Origin of the sequence: Hymenobacter guriensis (assembly GCF_015773195.1) — a bacterium.
Classification (GTDB): domain Bacteria; phylum Bacteroidota; class Bacteroidia; order Cytophagales; family Hymenobacteraceae; genus Hymenobacter; species Hymenobacter guriensis.
In genome coordinates, this window is record NZ_JADWYK010000028.1 from 1 (window position 1) to 16,378 (window position 16,378).

11 protein-coding genes are annotated in these 16,378 nt (G+C 59.1%); 6 read left to right on the forward strand and 5 right to left on the reverse strand.

What is annotated here, in order from left to right:
• From nrfD to I5L79_RS23050, 3 genes are all read right to left on the reverse strand, one after another.
• The coding region (nrfD, locus tag I5L79_RS23040; RefSeq protein WP_196957455.1) for an NrfD/PsrC family molybdoenzyme membrane anchor subunit at positions 1 to 578 on the reverse strand (578 nt) is incomplete at its 3' end.
• A gap of 93 nt (positions 579 to 671) precedes the next feature.
• On the reverse strand, positions 672 to 3,695 hold the full coding sequence (locus tag I5L79_RS23045; protein WP_196957456.1) for a TAT-variant-translocated molybdopterin oxidoreductase: 3,024 nt from the start codon (positions 3,693 to 3,695) through the stop codon (positions 672 to 674).
• A 150-nt stretch (positions 3,696 to 3,845) separates the two neighbouring features.
• Complete coding sequence (locus tag I5L79_RS23050; RefSeq protein WP_196957457.1) at positions 3,846 to 5,180, reverse strand: cytochrome c3 family protein; 1,335 nt, start codon at positions 5,178 to 5,180, stop codon at positions 3,846 to 3,848.
• Positions 5,181 to 5,561: 381 nt separating this feature from the next.
• Here I5L79_RS23050 and rpsF point away from each other — a divergent pair, with 381 nt between their 5' ends.
• The 6 genes from rpsF to priA all read left to right on the forward strand — a co-directional run bounded on the left by rpsF (position 5,562) and on the right by priA (position 14,377).
• The gene (gene rpsF, locus I5L79_RS23055; protein ID WP_196957458.1) at positions 5,562 to 5,939 is read left to right on the forward strand and encodes a 30S ribosomal protein S6; all 378 of its coding nucleotides are present in this window, start codon (positions 5,562 to 5,564) and stop codon (positions 5,937 to 5,939) included.
• Positions 5,940 to 5,943: 4 nt separating this feature from the next.
• Positions 5,944 to 6,195, forward strand: coding sequence for a 30S ribosomal protein S18 (rpsR, locus tag I5L79_RS23060; protein ID WP_149071344.1), 252 nt, complete (start codon positions 5,944 to 5,946; stop codon positions 6,193 to 6,195).
• 107 nt (positions 6,196 to 6,302) lie between these two features.
• Positions 6,303 to 6,746 carry a 50S ribosomal protein L9 gene (gene rplI, locus I5L79_RS23065; protein WP_196957459.1) on the forward strand — a complete coding sequence of 148 codons (444 nt, stop codon included), beginning with the start codon at positions 6,303 to 6,305 and terminating at the stop codon, positions 6,744 to 6,746.
• A 257-nt stretch (positions 6,747 to 7,003) separates the two neighbouring features.
• Positions 7,004 to 9,613, forward strand: coding sequence for a GSCFA domain-containing protein (locus I5L79_RS23550; protein WP_196957460.1), 2,610 nt, complete (start codon positions 7,004 to 7,006; stop codon positions 9,611 to 9,613).
• Positions 9,614 to 9,679: 66 nt separating this feature from the next.
• Positions 9,680 to 11,713, forward strand: coding sequence for a thioredoxin domain-containing protein (locus I5L79_RS23075; protein WP_196957461.1), 2,034 nt, complete (start codon positions 9,680 to 9,682; stop codon positions 11,711 to 11,713).
• A 120-nt stretch (positions 11,714 to 11,833) separates the two neighbouring features.
• Positions 11,834 to 14,377 (forward strand): replication restart helicase PriA, encoded by a 2,544-nt coding sequence (priA, locus tag I5L79_RS23080; RefSeq protein WP_196957462.1) that lies wholly within the window; start codon positions 11,834 to 11,836, stop codon positions 14,375 to 14,377.
• 1 nt (position 14,378) lies between these two features.
• Here priA and I5L79_RS23085 read toward each other — a convergent pair whose 3' ends face one another.
• Positions 14,379 to 14,642, reverse strand: coding sequence for a hypothetical protein (locus tag I5L79_RS23085; protein ID WP_196957463.1), 264 nt, complete (start codon positions 14,640 to 14,642; stop codon positions 14,379 to 14,381).
• Positions 14,643 to 15,387: 745 nt separating this feature from the next.
• Positions 15,388 to 15,978, reverse strand: a complete 591-nt coding sequence (locus I5L79_RS23090; RefSeq protein WP_196957464.1) for a hypothetical protein — start codon at positions 15,976 to 15,978, stop codon at positions 15,388 to 15,390.
• Positions 15,979 to 16,378 lie beyond the last annotated feature (400 nt).

Consider the following 16,378-nt stretch of genomic DNA (forward strand, 5'->3'; position numbering starts at 1 on the left):
TTGGCCCGGTCACGGATGGTGGCGAAGTCGGGCACCAGGCCCGTGTACCAGAACACCAGGGACACGGTGAAGTAGGTGCTGATGGCAAACACGTCCCACAACAAGGGCGAGTTGAAGTTGGCCCAGAGCGAGCCAAGCGTGTTTTGCAGCGGGAATACGTAGAAAGCCAGCCACGGACGGCCCATGTGCAGCACCGGAAACATGGCCGCGCAGATCACGGCGAAGATGGTCATGGCTTCGGCAGCGCGGTTGATGGAGGTACGCCACTTCTGACGGAACAACAGCAGTACGGCCGAGATGAGCGTGCCGGCGTGGCCGATGCCTACCCACCACACGAAGTTGGTGATGTCCCAGGCCCAGCCCACCGTTTTGTTCAATCCCCACTCCCCGATGCCGTACCACAGCGTGCGGTAAACCGAGTAGAAGAAAATACCGAGGAAAAACAGGGCCACGGCCAGGGCCGCCATCCACCGAACATTCGGGGCGGCTTCTACCTGACGGCACACATCCTGCGTGACGTCGTGGTACGATTTTCCCCCGGTTACGAGCGGCTCCCGTACAGGCGATACGTGCTGCATAGTGTTTAGGTATTAGGGACTTGGGGACTTAGGGACTTGGTTTATGATGAGCGTTGGTCGCAAAAACCAATTTTCCAAGCCCCCTTGAACTGTTTAAGCGTTAAACTCCGACGAGTCGGTGTTGCGAATCTTGGTCAGGTACGTGATGTTGGGCTGCACGTTGATGGCATCCAGCACGTGGAAGGCCCGCTCGCCATCTTCACGGCGCAGCAGCTTCGAAATGCGGGATTCCGGGTCGCGCATATCACCGAATACGATGGCCTGCGTGGGGCAAGACTGAGCGCAGGCCGACACGATTTCGCCATCCTGCGGACGACGCTTCTGCTTTTTGGCTTCAAGCTTGCCCAGCTGAATGCGCTGCACGCACATCGAGCACTTCTCCATCACGCCGCGGGCGCGCACCGTCACGTCGGGGTTCAGCACCATGCGGCCGAGGTCCGTGAACATATGGCCGTTCACGTCTTCGAACTTCTCGTTGCTGTAGTATGAGAACCAGTTGAAGCGACGAACTTTATACGGGCAGTTGTTGGCGCAATAGCGCGTGCCTACGCAACGGTTGTAGGTCATCTGGTTGAGACCTTCCGAGCTGTGCGTGGTAGCCAGTACCGGGCACACCGTTTCGCAGGGAGCATGGTTGCAGTGCTGGCACATCATCGGCTGGAAGATAACCGAGGGGTTCTCGGAGGGGTCTTCCATCGCCGCATAGGTGTCCAGCTTGCCTTTCTCCTCAAAGTCCGACTTATGGGCATCGGAGCTGTAGTAGCGGTCGATGCGCATCCAGTGCATCTCGCGGCGGTTGATAACCTCCTGCTTGCCTACTACGGCCACGTTGTTTTCGGCCTGGCACCCTACCACGCACGAGCCGCAGCCAATGCAGGAGTTCAGGTCCACGGCCATGCCCCAGTGGTGGTTCTTGTACTCGTAGTCCTGCCACAGCGAAACCTTGCCGGGCATTACTTTGCCTTCGGGAGTTACCAGCTTTTCGTACTCGGTTACTTCCTTTGGGTCTTTCTGGTATTGCTTCAGCGTTGCTTCCTGCACCACCGGCTTGCGGTCCATGATGGTGTGGTGCGTCTGTGTCTGAGCAATGGGCGAGGTAGCCCCGGTTTTCTCCAGCGTCACCGTAGTCGTGTAGCTAACGGCGCCGTCTTTCACGGTAGCCAGCGGCAGCACGTTGGCACCCACTTTGTCGGCTACTTTGCCCGCCTTTTCGCGGCCATAGCCCAGCGCAATGCTAATGGAGCCATACGCCTGGCCGGGCTGAACCAGCACGGGCAACTCAACACTCTTGCCGTTGGCCGATACTTTTACTACATCGTTCTGCTCCAGCTGCAGTTCTTTCGCCTGCTTTTGCGACATGGCTACGTAGTTGCCCCAGGTAGCTTTCGAAACCGGGTCAGGCAATTCCTGCAGCCAGGGGTTGTTGGCCTCGGCACCGCTGCCCACCCCTACTTTTTCGTAGATGAACAGCTCGATGCCTGAGCCTTTGGGGGCAGCGGCAATGGCCGAAGCAGCGGCAGCAGCACTCATAGGAGCGCCCAGTTGAGCTACCGGAGCCGGCGAGGCCGTGCCCGTAGCCACACCATCGTGTACGGCTTTGTCCCAGCCAGCGGCTCCGCCCGTGAGACCGGACCATTGAGCGCGCAGGTAGTTGTAGTAACTCTGCGGATTGCCGGCCCAGGTCAGGAGCGAATCCTGCGCCTGGCGGGTAGCAAACAGCGGCGAAATAGCCGGCTGCGACAAGCTCAGGAAGCCACGCTTGGGCTCAAAGTCGTTCCACGATTCCAGCCAGTGGTGGTCGGGCACGGCGTACTGACAGAGGGAGCCGGTTTCGTCCAGTCGGTCGTTCAGCGAAATCGTCAAACCTACTTTGGGCAGGGCAGCGGCCAGCTGAACACCTTTCGGGTGGTCGAAAACGGGGTTGGCGTGGTAGAAAATAACGGCACCTACGCGGCCACCGATGATATCCGTTACCAGCCGGTCCATGCGGGCGTCGTCACCCTGGCGTACCATGGAGGGGTTAGCCGTATCCACGGCAGCCGAGCCCAGTGCGGTGTTGATGGCGGCTACCAGCGTTTGCACGGCCGGGTCGTTTGAGCCTGATACCACCAGACCACGGCTGCCAGCAGCTTTCAGCTCGTTGGCGGCTTTGGTCAGCTGGTCATTCTTGTAGGAAGAGCCTGCCCCGCCGCCTACTACGGCGTTGTACAGGGCCAGCGTAGCGGCCCCAAGTTCCGAAGGTTTAACCGGTACGCGCACGTCGGCGTTGGAGCCGGTCAGCGACATAGCCGTTTCGAACTGATAGTGGCGCGACATGGTGCGCTTCTCGCTCGAAACCTTACGGTTCTGGATGTATTGCGTGGCAAACTCCACCGGCGAAATCCAGGTACCAAGGAAGTCGGCCGCGAGGCTCACGATGACGTTGGCTTTGCTGAAGTCGTAGGCGGGCAATACGCCGCCGTTGGCCCGCAGCAGGCCCGAAGCCGAGTTGACGTCGTACATCACGTGCTCGGTACCGGCGTAGCGCGAGGTAAACTCGGCAATAACCTTCTTGGTGCTCGGGCTGATGATGGTGGGCGAGACAATGGCAATGCGGCCGGCACTGGCCAGCTTCGAGCGGATTTCCTGGTCGACGCGGTCTTTCTCCGCTTTCTGACCCTTGATGGCGAAATGCTGCAGACGAGCACCGTCGTAGAGGCTCAGCACAGCGGCCTGACCGCGGGCCGAGAGCCCACCACGCGTAATGGGCGACTCGGGGTTGCCTTCCAGCTTGATGGGCCGACCCTCACGGGTTTTCACCAGCACGCTGTTGTAGTCCTGGCCCGTGAAGTACGTCGAGGCGTAGAAGTTAGCAATACCTGGGTCAACCTCTTCGGGCTTGTTCAGGTAGGGAATAGCCTTTTTAATGGGCGTTTCGCAGCTGGCTAGGGTAGCGGCGGCCAGGCCGAATCCCATCAGCTTGAGGAAGTCGCGGCGCGGGGCAACCGAGGCGTCGGAAGAGCCATAGGTTTCCTTTACCGGCAGGAAGTCTGCAAACTCCGTGAGTGCATTCTTCACGAACTCCGGCGAGTTCTCCAGTTCCTCAATTCCCTTCCAGTACTTAGGCGACTCTTGCATTTGTTATGGGGTCTTGGGGTCTTGGGGACTTAGGGTCTTGAGTTTCGACCTTCCATCGTCCACAAGGTCAATGCTTGTCTTTATTTCCAGTTAAGAGTAGTAGGTGAGGCGACTATAGAGCTAGCTGTGCCCTATATCCCCACCAACCAATTAGTAGTGGCACTTCGAGCACTCGGTACCACCGTTCGACGACACAGTGAACGGCACAGCACCATTGGCCTTGTCGTGCAGCTGCACCAGCTTGTCGTAGTAACCGTTGCCCTTGGTGTTGAGCGGCGTTTCGCGGTGGCAGTTGATGCACCAGCCCATCGTCAGGGCCGAGTACTGGTACACTACATCCATGTTCTGGATGGGGCCGTGGCATGTCTGGCATTCCAGGCCACCCACCTGCGTGTGCTGGGAGTGGTTGAAGTACGCCAGGTCGGGCAGGTTATGAACCCGCACCCACTGAATGGGCTGGTTCTTCTGAATAGCCCGGTAGATTTTCTTGATTTCCGGCGACTCCGTTTTGATCTGCGAGTGGCAGTTCATACAGATGTTGGCCGAAGGAATGTTAGCCGACTTGCTCTTGTACACCGAGGTGTGGCAGTAGGCGCAGTTGATCTGATGTTCGCCGGCGTGCAGCTTATGCGAGAAGGCAATGGGCTGGGTGGGCTGATAGCCCTGCGTGAGCCCCACGGCCATTACGCCCTGCACCGACTCATACAGCACAGCCAACAGGAAGACGCCCAGGGCTAAACCCCGCACCACTTTCGACTTATAGAGCTTGGTCCAGTCGAAGCGCTGCTCCAGCAGCTCCACGTCGCGGCCGTCGAGGTCCTTGCGGCCCCGCAGCACGTCCTTCATGATGTTGGCAATGATAACCAGTGTTACCACCAGCACAATCAGCACCACCACCAGTACGATAAGCAGGATATCAACATATTTGGCGGCACCGGCTTCAGTACCTGCAGCAGCGGTATCGGTGGCATCTTTACCAGCTACACCTTTAGTGTCGCCACCAACAGGGCTATTAACACCTTCCTGCGAAGTGATATACGATACAATCGAGGTGATTTCAGCATCTGACAGCTGGAAGCTGGGCATCTGCTGCTTCTGGTACTGATTGAAGATCTTCACCGCATAGTCGTCGCCGCTGGCCACCACTTTGCTGGAGTTTTTGATCCACGGAATAAGCCAAGATAGGGAACGGCGCTTGGTGATGCCAGCCAGAGCCGGGCCTACCACCACTTCGTTCACAGCGTGGCACTGGGCGCAGTTGCCTTTGAAAAGAGCGTCGCCGGCGGCAATAGCGGCGGCGTCGCCGGTAGTGGCACCTGCCGCTGCCGCGGGGGCAGCTGCGGCCGTAGCGCCGGGAGCTACGCCTTCCTTGCTCACATCCGGGGCAGCCCCCACATCCTGCGCCGAGGCACGATCAAGGGAAGCAAACGACAGAAAGAGAGCAAGTAAGCAGTAAGGAAGGGTACGTAGTCGGATGCCAGTCATAGCACAAGTTGACGGGGAAAAAGAAACGCGGGGGTGCTTCAAGGCCACAAATGTAGGTCGGGAAACCCAGAGAACAAACCTGTACAGCCTAATTTTCGGCCTTGCGGGCTTGTCTGGAATGGTTCTAAAAATGCGTTTTCCACTCCTTATATAATAGGAGCGCAATACGCTTCCGTTTTAGTTAACAATCGGAGCTACCTGCTTTGGCAAAGGGCAACCGTACCTGGACTGCAACCCGCCATCGGGTTTCCGGCTGATTGTTACGGCCTTACTTACCGGGGGCTGGAAAAGAAATCCGGAGCCACCAGCTTCAATCCTAAACAGAAAGCGTATCTTTGCGCCCTCATTCAGTTTTTCAATCACATTTTTCACCCCGTCGTAATGGAAGTAAGAAATTACGAGACGGTCTTCATCTTGACTCCCGTGCTGAACGAGAGCCAGGTGCAAGAGACGGTCGAGAAGTTCACCCAGGTGCTTAAGGAAAATAGCGCCGACATTATCCACCAGGAAAGCTGGGGACTCAAGAAACTGGCTTACCCGATTCAGAAGAAATCGACCGGCTATTACTTTCTCGTGGAGTTCACCGGTTCGGGCAACATCGTGGACAAGCTGGAAACCAGCTTCCGCCGCGATGAGCGCGTCATCCGGTTCCTGACCACCGTCCTCGACAAGCACGCTGTAGCTTACAGCCAGCGTCGTCGGAACGGGGAGATGAACCAGCAGAAAGCCAAACAACAATCGGAAGCTGTAGCCCAATAAGTATATGAGCCTCGCCAACGAAAGAATCCACAAGCAGGAGCAGCGCGTGAAGTACTGCCGCTTCAAGAAAGCCGGCATTAAGTACGTGGACTACAAAGACCCGAACTTCCTGCTCAAGTTCGTGAACGAGCAGGGCCGCATTCTGCCCCGCCGCATCACCGGTACCAGCCTGAAGTTCCAGCGCAAAGTAGCCCAGGCCGTGGCCAAAGCCCGTCACCTGGCGCTGATGCCCTACGTAACCGATTCGCTGAAATAGAAAATTAGTATTGGGTAGTTGGTATTGAGTAGTGAGACTTATGCGAGTGTTTCTCGCTTTGTTCTTACTCAATACTTACTACTCACTGCTCAATACTAAACATAGACATGGAAGTAATCCTGAAAGACGACGTAAAGGGTCTGGGCTACAAGAATGATCTTGTGACGGTAAAGGCCGGCTTCGGTCGCAACTACCTGCTCCCCCAAGGTCTGGCCGTACTGGCTGATAAGACCAACAAGAAAATCGTTGCCGAAAACGTACGCCAGGCTGCTCACAAAGCAGAGAAGGTAAAGGGCGATGCCCAAGCCGTGGCCGACAAAATCGGTGACACCGTGGTAGACCTGCCCGCCAAGGTGGGTGAAAGCGGCCGCATCTTCGGCCGGGTAACCACGCTGCAGCTGGCCGACGCCCTCAAGGCGAAAGGCATTGACGTAGACCGCAAGCGTCTCTCGTTCGACCAGGAGCCCGGCTCGGTAGGCGAATACACTGCCACGCTGGACCTGCACCGCGAAGTGAAGCACAAAGTACGCTTCAACGTAGTATCGGAGTAAGCTCTGCCTGCTTCAGAAAAAGCCCGGTTGCTTTGGCAGCCGGGCTTTTTTATGGCCTTTGCGGTACCACTTTACGTACTTCCGGCAGGGCGGTGCCACAATCGGTGGCGGGCTGTTACCTTTGTCTTCTCTATAGCCGTTTTTTCCTGACCTGGTAGCGTTTGCTCGGCCGGCTGAGGGTGCCGCCAGCTGGCTGGCGCCGCAGCGTGGAAAAACAGCCGGTGGCCCGCACCGCTTTTCGGGTTGATGTACCTCTGATGTTTCGTACTGAATTACCTCTTACCCCTCACCCGCAGCAGCTGCCGCCCTCCGCGCGGGTGCTTACGGTGGGTTCCTGCTTTGCCGATACCATTGGCTCCCGCCTGGCCGATTACAAGGTTGCCACGCTGGTGAATCCGTTCGGCACCGTGTTCAACCCTATTACGGCCTGCCAGCTGCTGCGCACCGCCGCCGGCGAAGACATGGACTGGCAGCAGCACCTGGTAGAAGCCCGGAGCCGCTGGCAGAGCTACGACCTGGCTGCCAGCCTCGGAGCCGAAAACCCGGTGGCTTTGCTCCAGCGTATTCAGGAAGTGGTACGCGAAACCGGCGCGTTCCTGGCCCAGACGGACGTAGTAATGCTCACGCTGGGCACGGCCTTCGTATATCGCCTGAAGGAAACCGGGGAGCTGGTAAGCAACTGCCACAAAATCCCGGCGGAGCGCTTCGAGAAAGAGCTGCTCACGCCCGATGAAATCATCAATGCCGTAGCCGAAACCCACGCTTACCTGCGGCGCATCAACCCCAGGCTGCGGTTTATTCTGACGGTGAGTCCGGTGCGGCATATCAAGGACACGCTGCCGCTGAACTCCGTCAGCAAATCGGTGCTGCGCGTGGCCTGCCACTACCTCAGCGAGTTGCTCCCCGATATATCGTACTTCCCGGCCTACGAGCTGCTGCTGGACGATTTGCGCGACTACCGCTTCTATGCCCCCGACATGCTGCACCCCTCGCCGGTAGCGGAGGACTACATCTGGGAGAAGTTCACGCGCACGTACTTCGACCAGTCATTCGGGCGCTTTAAGAAGGAGTGGGAAGCCGTACGGCAGGCATTGGCCCACCGTCCACTCTACGCTGCTGCCCCCGAGCACCGGCAGTTTCTGGAACAAACCCTGGAACGTCTGGAGCGCCTCAGCACCCAGGCCAGCGTGCAGGCCGAGCTGGCTACTGTGCGCCAGCGCATAGCCGAGCTGCCCCTCCCTCCTGCCCCGCCGCAACCAACTCCCGAACCCGAAGAGGACGACGAGGAACGCATCGACGTGGGCGAAGAAGCTCCGGTTGCCGTGCAGGAGCCGCTTGATGCCGAAGCCCAACTGGACTCGGCCCTGGAATGGCCCGACGAAGACGTGGAAGAGGACGAGGCTGACGAGGAACCTGAAGCAGCCGATACGCTGGCGGAAGCCGTGGGCGCGGCGCTGGAAGGCGAGCAGCCGCTTATCAGGAAAAAGCGCCGGAGTCGGGGTGGCGCTAAGCGTAACAAGAAAAAGCACGCCGCCCGCCTGGCCGCCGAGGCCGAAGCGTTGGCTGCCACTACCGCCACGTTAAGCCAGCTGCTGCCAACGGCGGAAGCCGATGCGGCTGTCGAGCCGGTAGCTGATTCGTTACCGTCTTCGTTTCCACCGTCTCCGCCAGCTGTAGTTACCGAGCAGCCGGATATGCCGCTGCAAACCGCGCTGGAACGCCGCAAGCGCAATTCGCGCCGCTCCAAAAACCGCAAGCCGGCTTTACCCGAAGCAAGTGCCCTGGAGCAGACCGAGGAAACACAGGCCTCGGCAGTTGAAACAGCGGATCAACCACAGCAAGCTGCTGAGCCGTCAGACGAATGGGTTGCTGAAACTGCGCAGTCTCTTGAACCTGGTTTACCAGTTGCTGCTCCCGAAGCGGATGCGAATAACGCCTCGGAATTCGATACGACCGAACCCGCTGGCGACGATACCCAAGGTGGCCGACGCGAAGGCCGTTCGGGTCGTTCGGCCAGTGAGCGGAGGGCTGCTGCCGTGCGCAAGCCGCACCGGCCTGCTCCGCGCTTCAAACCTCTTTATGCGGCTGAGTCTGCCCCGGCAACGGAAGAAGCGTCGGTACCCGCTGTTTCGGAGTCGCCGGTTTCCCAGGTTCTGCCGGACGAGTTGCAGGTCAACAATACCGAATGGGTTGACGCGCCCGTAGCAGCCCCGGAGCCCAGTGCGGCGCCTACTCCTGAGCCCGTCGTTCCGGTAGTTGCGGCTTCCATTGAAGTAGCTCCCGCTGGTTCTGCAGTTGCTTCAGCACCGGCCGCTCCGAAGCCACTCATTCCGCATACGGTGGGTACAGGTGCCTCCGGCAACCTGAGCAGCACCGGGCAGGCCAGCCGCCAGGCGCGGCCGGGCCGGGCCAAGCAGCCTACGGAAGTTGCCATCGAAGCGCCGGCAGCTGAAGTGCCCGTTGCGGAAGCACCCGGGCAGCCCGCAGTAGCTGTTACGCCCCCGGCCGCCCCGGCAACTCCAAAGCCAGCTGCCCGGCCCCGTCCGGCCCGGAAAAAGCCCGTAGCATCCACCGTAACGCCAGGTACGGCTACGGCGGAGACTACGGAAACGCCACCTGCTGCTCCGGTTGCCGGCAATAAGCGGCCGGCGCGTTCATCCAAGCCTAAAGCAGCAGCTCCGGAAACGCCAACCGAGGCCCCGGCCCCCAAAGTCCCAGCCGCGCGGAAACGCGGCAAGGCCCCGACCGCCGCTCAGCCTGAAGCGCCAACAGCTCCCGCAGAAACGCCGGCTCCATCTGCGCCGAAAAGGGTCCGCCCTTCCCGGCGCAAGCCGACTGCCCCGGATACCGGCGCCGAAAACGCGTAAAATGTCTTCTTTCAAAACCCGGCCCGCAGTGGCCGGGTTTTGTTTTTCCAACTATGCCCCAGCCTAATGTCCAGCTCCCGTTCATCGTCGCCAAATCGGCTGGCTCAGGAATCGAGCCCGTACCTGCTGCAGCACGCGCACAACCCCGTAGACTGGTATCCGTGGGGTGAAGAAGCCTTGGCGCGGGCCCGGCAGGAGCAGAAGCCGATCCTGGTGAGCATTGGCTACGCGGCCTGCCACTGGTGCCACGTGATGGAGCGTGAGTCATTCGAGAATCCGCAGATAGCCGCCCTGATGAACGCGCACTTCGTCTGCATCAAGGTAGACCGGGAGGAGCGCCCCGACGTGGACCAAGTGTATATGGCAACGGTGCAGGCCATGGGCGTGGGCGGTGGCTGGCCGTTAAACGTGTTTCTGACCCCGGAAGCCAAGCCCTTCTATGGAGGCACATATTTCGCGCCCCGCAACTGGGCGCAGCTGCTGGCCAGCATCGGGCAGGCCTACCAGAACGAAAACCGCCAGGAGCTGGAGGCTTCGGCTGAGCACTTCGCCCAGGCCCTGCAACTCAGTGAGCTGGAAAAGCACCGCCTGCCCGCCGCGGCCGAAGGCTTGTCGGAGGAAGAGTTTCAACTACTCGTATCTAACCTGACCGCGAAATTCGACCAGGAAAAAGGCGGGTTGAGCGGCGCGCCGAAGTTCCCCATGCCCGGCATCTGGCGCTTTTTGCTACGCGTGCATCATATGACCGGCAACCAAGCTGTGTTGGAGCAAACCACCCTAACGTTGCGCCGCATGGCCTGGGGTGGCCTCTACGACCAGGTGGGCGGCGGCTTTGCCCGCTACTCGGTAGATGAAAACTGGCTGGCCCCCCACTTCGAGAAGATGCTCTACGACAACGGGCAGCTCCTCAGCCTCTACGCCGAAGCCTACCAGCTAACCGGCGACGAGCTTTTCCGGGAAGTAGTGTACGAAACTGTGCGGTTTGCGGAGCGCGAACTACTTAGCCCGGAAGCCGGCTTCTACTCCGCGCTGGATGCCGACAGTGAGGGCGAGGAAGGCCGCTTCTACGTATTCACGAAAGACGAGCTGCGCGAAGCCCTGGGCCAGGAGGAGCTGCTTGCCGAAGCCTACTACGGCTGCACGGCCGCCGGCAACTGGGAGCATGGCCGCAATATTCTGCACCGCCAGCTGTCCGACGAAGACTTTGCCCGGCAGCACGAGCTGGCGCCCGGCGTAGTAGCCGAACTGGTGCAGGGCTGGAAGCAGAAACTGCTGCAGTACCGCGCCGCCCGCCCTCGCCCCGCCCTCGACGACAAAATTCTGACGGGTTGGAACGCGCTGCTGCTTCAGGGTCTGCTGGATGCCTACCGCGCTTTTGCCGAGCCCAGGTTCCTCACGCTGGCTGTGCGCAACGCCGAATTTCTGCAGGCTAAGTTGCGCAACGGGGTCAGCCTATGGCGCACGTACAAAAACGGGCAGGCTACCGTTATTGGGTTTCTGGAAGACTACGCGCTGGTAATTCAAGCCTATATCAGCCTGTACGAAGCTACGTTCACGGAAAGCTGGCTGCACGAGGCGGAGGTGCTGACGGAGTACACGCTCACCAACTTCTTCGACCCGGAGGAGGAGCACTTCTTCTACACCGATGTGGCCGGGGAAAGCCTGATTGCCCGTAAAAAGGAGCTGTTCGACAACGTAATTCCCAGTTCCAACTCCGTGATGGCGCACAACCTGCACCGGCTGGGGCTGCTGCTGGAGCAGCCGCGCTACACCGGACTGGCCGCCGCCATGCTGCGCCGTGTGCAGGCCCTGGTGGTGCAGGAACCCCAGCACCTGGCCAATTGGGCTTCTCTGTACACTGCCTTGCTGCGGCCCACCGCCGAAATTGCCATAATAGGCCCCGAAGCTGATGCCCGTCGGCAGGAGCTGAGCCGGCACTTTCTGCCCAACGCGGTGCTGGCCGGCGGCCCCGGGCCCGGCGAGCTGCCTTTGTTGCAAAACCGCGCGGCCCTGCACGGCGAAACCACGCTGTACGTGTGCTTCAACCATGCCTGCCAGCAGCCCGTGCATACCGTAGCGGAGGCCCTGGCTCAGCTCTAAAATTGCCGACCCTTATATAGCTGGCCGCTCACCCTATTTGAGAGTTGGCCTCGATTGGCTGCACCGTAAGCGCGGCGGCGTGTGCTATCTTTACTTTTCGCTTTCAGCTTTGCTTTCCCTTTGAGCCTCACGTTTGACTTTGTGCAGCCGCAACCCGAGGCGGCCACCGACCGCGTCACGCTGTTTGCCGACGTGATTCTGCCCCTGCCGCTGCCCAAGCTCTACACCTACCGCGTGCCCTACGAGCTCAACGACCAGGTAGTGGTAGGCGGGCGGGTAATTGTGCAGTTCGGGGCCAAGAAAACGCTGAGCTGCATTGTGGCGGCAGTCCACGAAAATCCGCCCAAAGAGTACCAGGCCAAGTACATTCTGGAGTTCATCGATGATGCCCCGGTGGTGACGCAGCCCCAGCTGAAGCTCTTCCGCTGGATGGCCGACTATTACCTATGCACGCTGGGCGAGGTTATCAACGCGGCGCTGCCCTCTGCCCTCAAGCTCAGCTCCGAAAGCCGCGTGCAGCTCCACCCGGCCTTCGTGCGCGACGAGAGTCCCTACCCGCTCAGCGAGCAGGAGGAAAAGATTGTGGAGGCCCTGAGCACCGGCGAGGAAGGCAAGAGCCTCACCTTCACGGAAGTGGGCGAAATCCTGGGCATCACCTCCTTTCACAAAGTCATTAAGTCGCTGATGCAGAAGGATGTGGTCTTTCTGTTCGAGCATCTGCAGGACAAGTACTCGCCCAAAGTGGTGAAGAAGGTGCGGCTAGCCCACCATTATGTGGCCGAAGCAGCGGTGGAGGCCTTGTTCGCTCAGTTGGCCTCCCGCTCCAAGCAGCTGGATGTGCTCATGCGCTACCTGCAGAAGGTGCCCGTGTACCAGAATGAGCACCTCAACCACCAAGGCATCGAAAAAGCTTACCTGACGTCGGCCCCGCACCTTTCACCCTCGGCCGTTAACACGCTCATTAAAAACGGCATTCTGGAGCAGTTCGACGTGATTGTGTCGCGTTTCCCGCTGGATGATGCCGCCGAGGCCAACATGCACTTCACGCTGAGCGAGGCCCAACAGACGGCCCGCGACGACGTGATGCAGCAGTTCCAGGAAAAGGACATTGTGCTGCTGCACGGCGTGACGGGAGCGGGTAAAACCGAAATCTACATCGACCTGATCCGGCAGGCGCTGGACGGGGGCGGGCAGGTGCTGTACCTGCTGCCCGAAATTGCCCTCACCGCCCAGATTGTAACCCGCCTGATGCGCGTATTTGGCTCCCGCCTGGGCGTGTACCACTCTAAGTTCTCCGACAACGAGCGGGTGGAAGTGTGGAACGGGGTGCTGTCGGGCCGGTTCCAGGTGGTGGTGGGCGTACGCTCCTCTGTGTTTCTGCCCTTCGACAACCTGGCTTTGATTATCGTGGACGAGGAGCACGAAAGCAGCTACAAGCAGTACGACCCGGCCCCGCGCTACAACGCCCGCGAAGTGGCCCTGATGATGGCCAACTTCCAGGGCGCCCGCACGCTGCTGGGCTCAGCCACGCCCGCCGTGGAAACCTACTACCAGACGCGCACCGGGCGCTACGGGCTGGTTTCCCTCACCAAGCGCTTCGGGGAGGCCGGGCTGCCGGAAATTGAACTGGTGGATACGCGCAAAAGCCGGGAGGCGAAGAAGATGCACAACCACTTCACGCCCGAGCTCATGCTGGAAATGGAGCGGAAGCTGGGCGCCAAGGAGCAGATCATTCTGTTTCAGAACCGCCGCGGCTACTCGCCCTTCATCAACTGCCTCGACTGCGGCTGGATACCCAAGTGCCAGAACTGCGCCGTGAGCCTCAGCTACCACAAGCACGCTCACGAGCTGCGCTGCCACTACTGCGGCTACCACGACCGGCTGCCAGTGGAGTGCCCGGCCTGCGGCTCGCGCAACCTCAAGCCCGTGGGCTTCGGCACCGAAAAGATTGAGGACGACCTCAAAATCATGCTGCCCGAAGCCAACGTGCAGCGCATGGACCTGGATACCACCCGCGCCAAAAACTCCTACCAGCAAATCATTGCCGACTTTGAAAACCAGGTAACCAACGTGCTGGTAGGCACGCAAATGGTAACCAAAGGCCTCGACTTTGCCAATGTGAGCCTGGTGGGCATCATCAACGCCGACTCCATTATTCACTACCCCGATTTCCGGGCGCACGAGCGGGCCTTCCAGATGTTTGTGCAAGTGAGCGGGCGGGCGGGCCGCAAGGGCAAGAAAGGCAAGGTTATCATCCAGACTGGTGACCCGCAGCAGGTAATTTTCGACAAGGTTATCCGCAACGACTACCTGGAGTTCTACGAGTACGAGATTCTACAGCGGCGCGAGCATGGCTACCCGCCGTTTATGCGCATCATCCGGCTCACGGTAAAGCATATGGACCAGCACCTGGCCGAGCGGGCCGCTATCCTGCTTACCAACGAACTGGTAGACCGGCTGGGCCGGGAGGCCGTGCTAGGGCCGGAAGCGCCCTACATCTTCCGTATCCGAAACTTCTTCCTGCAGGAAATTACCATCAAACTCAGCCGCGAGCATACGGTACTCAAGCAAGCCAAAGCTGATATTCTGGCCGCCATCAACGCCGTGAAAGACCAGAAAGACTACAAGCAGGCCCGCTTTGTGGCCGACGTAGACCCGATGTAGCTTAGTTTCCGGTGATGCCCCGGCGCTGCCGGCGTTGCGACTGCCGGTACTGGCGCACCTCTTTGTGCCAGCGCCCGCGCGGGCTGTCCGGGTCTTTTGAAAGGAAAATGGCTAGGCCCAACCCTGTACTTACTACCCCAAGCACCACGCTTAACGTCAGAATAAAGACAGGATCAGCTAAGGCAGCTATTAGAATCAGAAGACCACCTACCAGTGCTACGCCCGCTGTAACCTTTAGGAGGATAGCAAAAAAATCGGTTTTCATTCTAGGATACGCAGCCTTTATATCCTGACGTAGCTGGCGCCTTCGGCTCTGGCGCCGCTGGTAAAGCAGCAGCAGTAAGCCAACCACTAGTAGACTCCCTGCTCCTATAGCACTGGCTGTCGTCCAGGTTTCGTGTTTACTTAACCCTTGACCCACTAATACGCTTCCGGCAGCTGTCACAGTACCACCCACGCCATTTACTATTAGTGTTGCTTTATCCCGTGGGTAGTCTTGGGGCAAAGGCGGTCTGATTCTACTGGTATCAGTAGGAATGGGTTGGGGCAGTTGCCGGGCTGGCTGAACCTGCGCACGTGGAGCAGCTACACTTTGCACGGACGCCAGCAGCGCAACCGGCGGCTCAGCAGAGGGCAGCGGAAGCGGTTCAACGGGGTGGTATGCACTGGTTAGTGGCAAGACCACCGGTACGCGGGCACTGTGGCAGCCAGCCACGGTTACCAGCAGAAGTATAGGCCAAATAAGATTGAATTTGAGCACAGCGGAGAAGAGAAAAGGTATCCGTTGCTAATTGCCACCTTACAGGGCCATATACAATCCTATTCGCCTGATAAACAGAGTTTACATACAAACCACAATCGTTTCGACACAACTGATAACCAGCTGTTTATAAACAATAATTCTGACATTGAATGCCTGTAATTTCTTCCTCGACATGCGTAGGGCGGTTAAAAGCGAAAGCCCCGGCAGCCTGTTGGCAACCGGGGCTTTTTACGTTGACGAGCAGAGGCTATATCTCGTCCAGCAGGCCCAGTACAATGAATACCAGACCGATGATGGCAATGATAGCGCCCAGCAGGTAGATGATGCCCAGGCCCGTAGCGGCACCCAGGATTTCAATCAGCAAGCCTACCAGCAGCAGAATCACGCCCTGGCGGATTTTGCCGCTCAGCTTGTTGGACTCAGCCACGTCCTTGTGCTTTTTCACCAGCACTTTGGACGCTACTTTATCTACGTTCTTCAGCGCCTTTTTCACTACCATTTTCTGCATGAAAGAGGGCTTGGCAGTTGGCGTGGCACTGGCCGTAGCCTTTTTGGCTACGCTGGGAGCAGCTGCTACGGCCGGGGCAGTAGCCTTGGCAGTGGTAGCAGGAGCAGCCACGGCTAGTTCGGCGGCAGGGGCAGTTGCTACCGGTGCTTCAGCCACCGCTGGGGCAGGCGTAGCTATCGGCGTCTTCACGGCTACCCGCTCCGTGCCGTGGTACGACGACGTTTTGGGCAGCATGGCGTACTCCGCGCGGTTGCAGCTGCTCAGACCAGCCGAGATGAGAACCGTCAGGGCCAGCAGGCTCTGTTTCCAGGAGAGAAGGTGTTGTTTCATAGAATAGGGAAAAGGGTGAAAGAAAAGGAAAGTGTTACGTTGGTTGAGCTATGTCTTAAGCCTGTTGCCAATAAACCGGCCGGCTATGTTTACTGCAATGATAACTAATAAAATTGCACCTGCAACCGATGGGCAGCGTTGCCAAATCCGCTTTCAGGCAAACTCTAACCCGCGCTGCAGCAGCCCCGGCAGGCAGTGATACGGACTACTCCGTTGCAGCCGAAGATACTCTGCTCCCCGGGCAAGGTTGCACCCTACTGCCGCGGCCGGCCCATTGTACTGACCTCGAAGCAAATAAAATCAGCATCGTGGGCCTTTGAAAGCACTAGGAAGTGTTAACAGTCGCGCAACCAGAGTATAGTTGCGGCAATATGAACGAAGGCCAGAAAATGCGCATCCA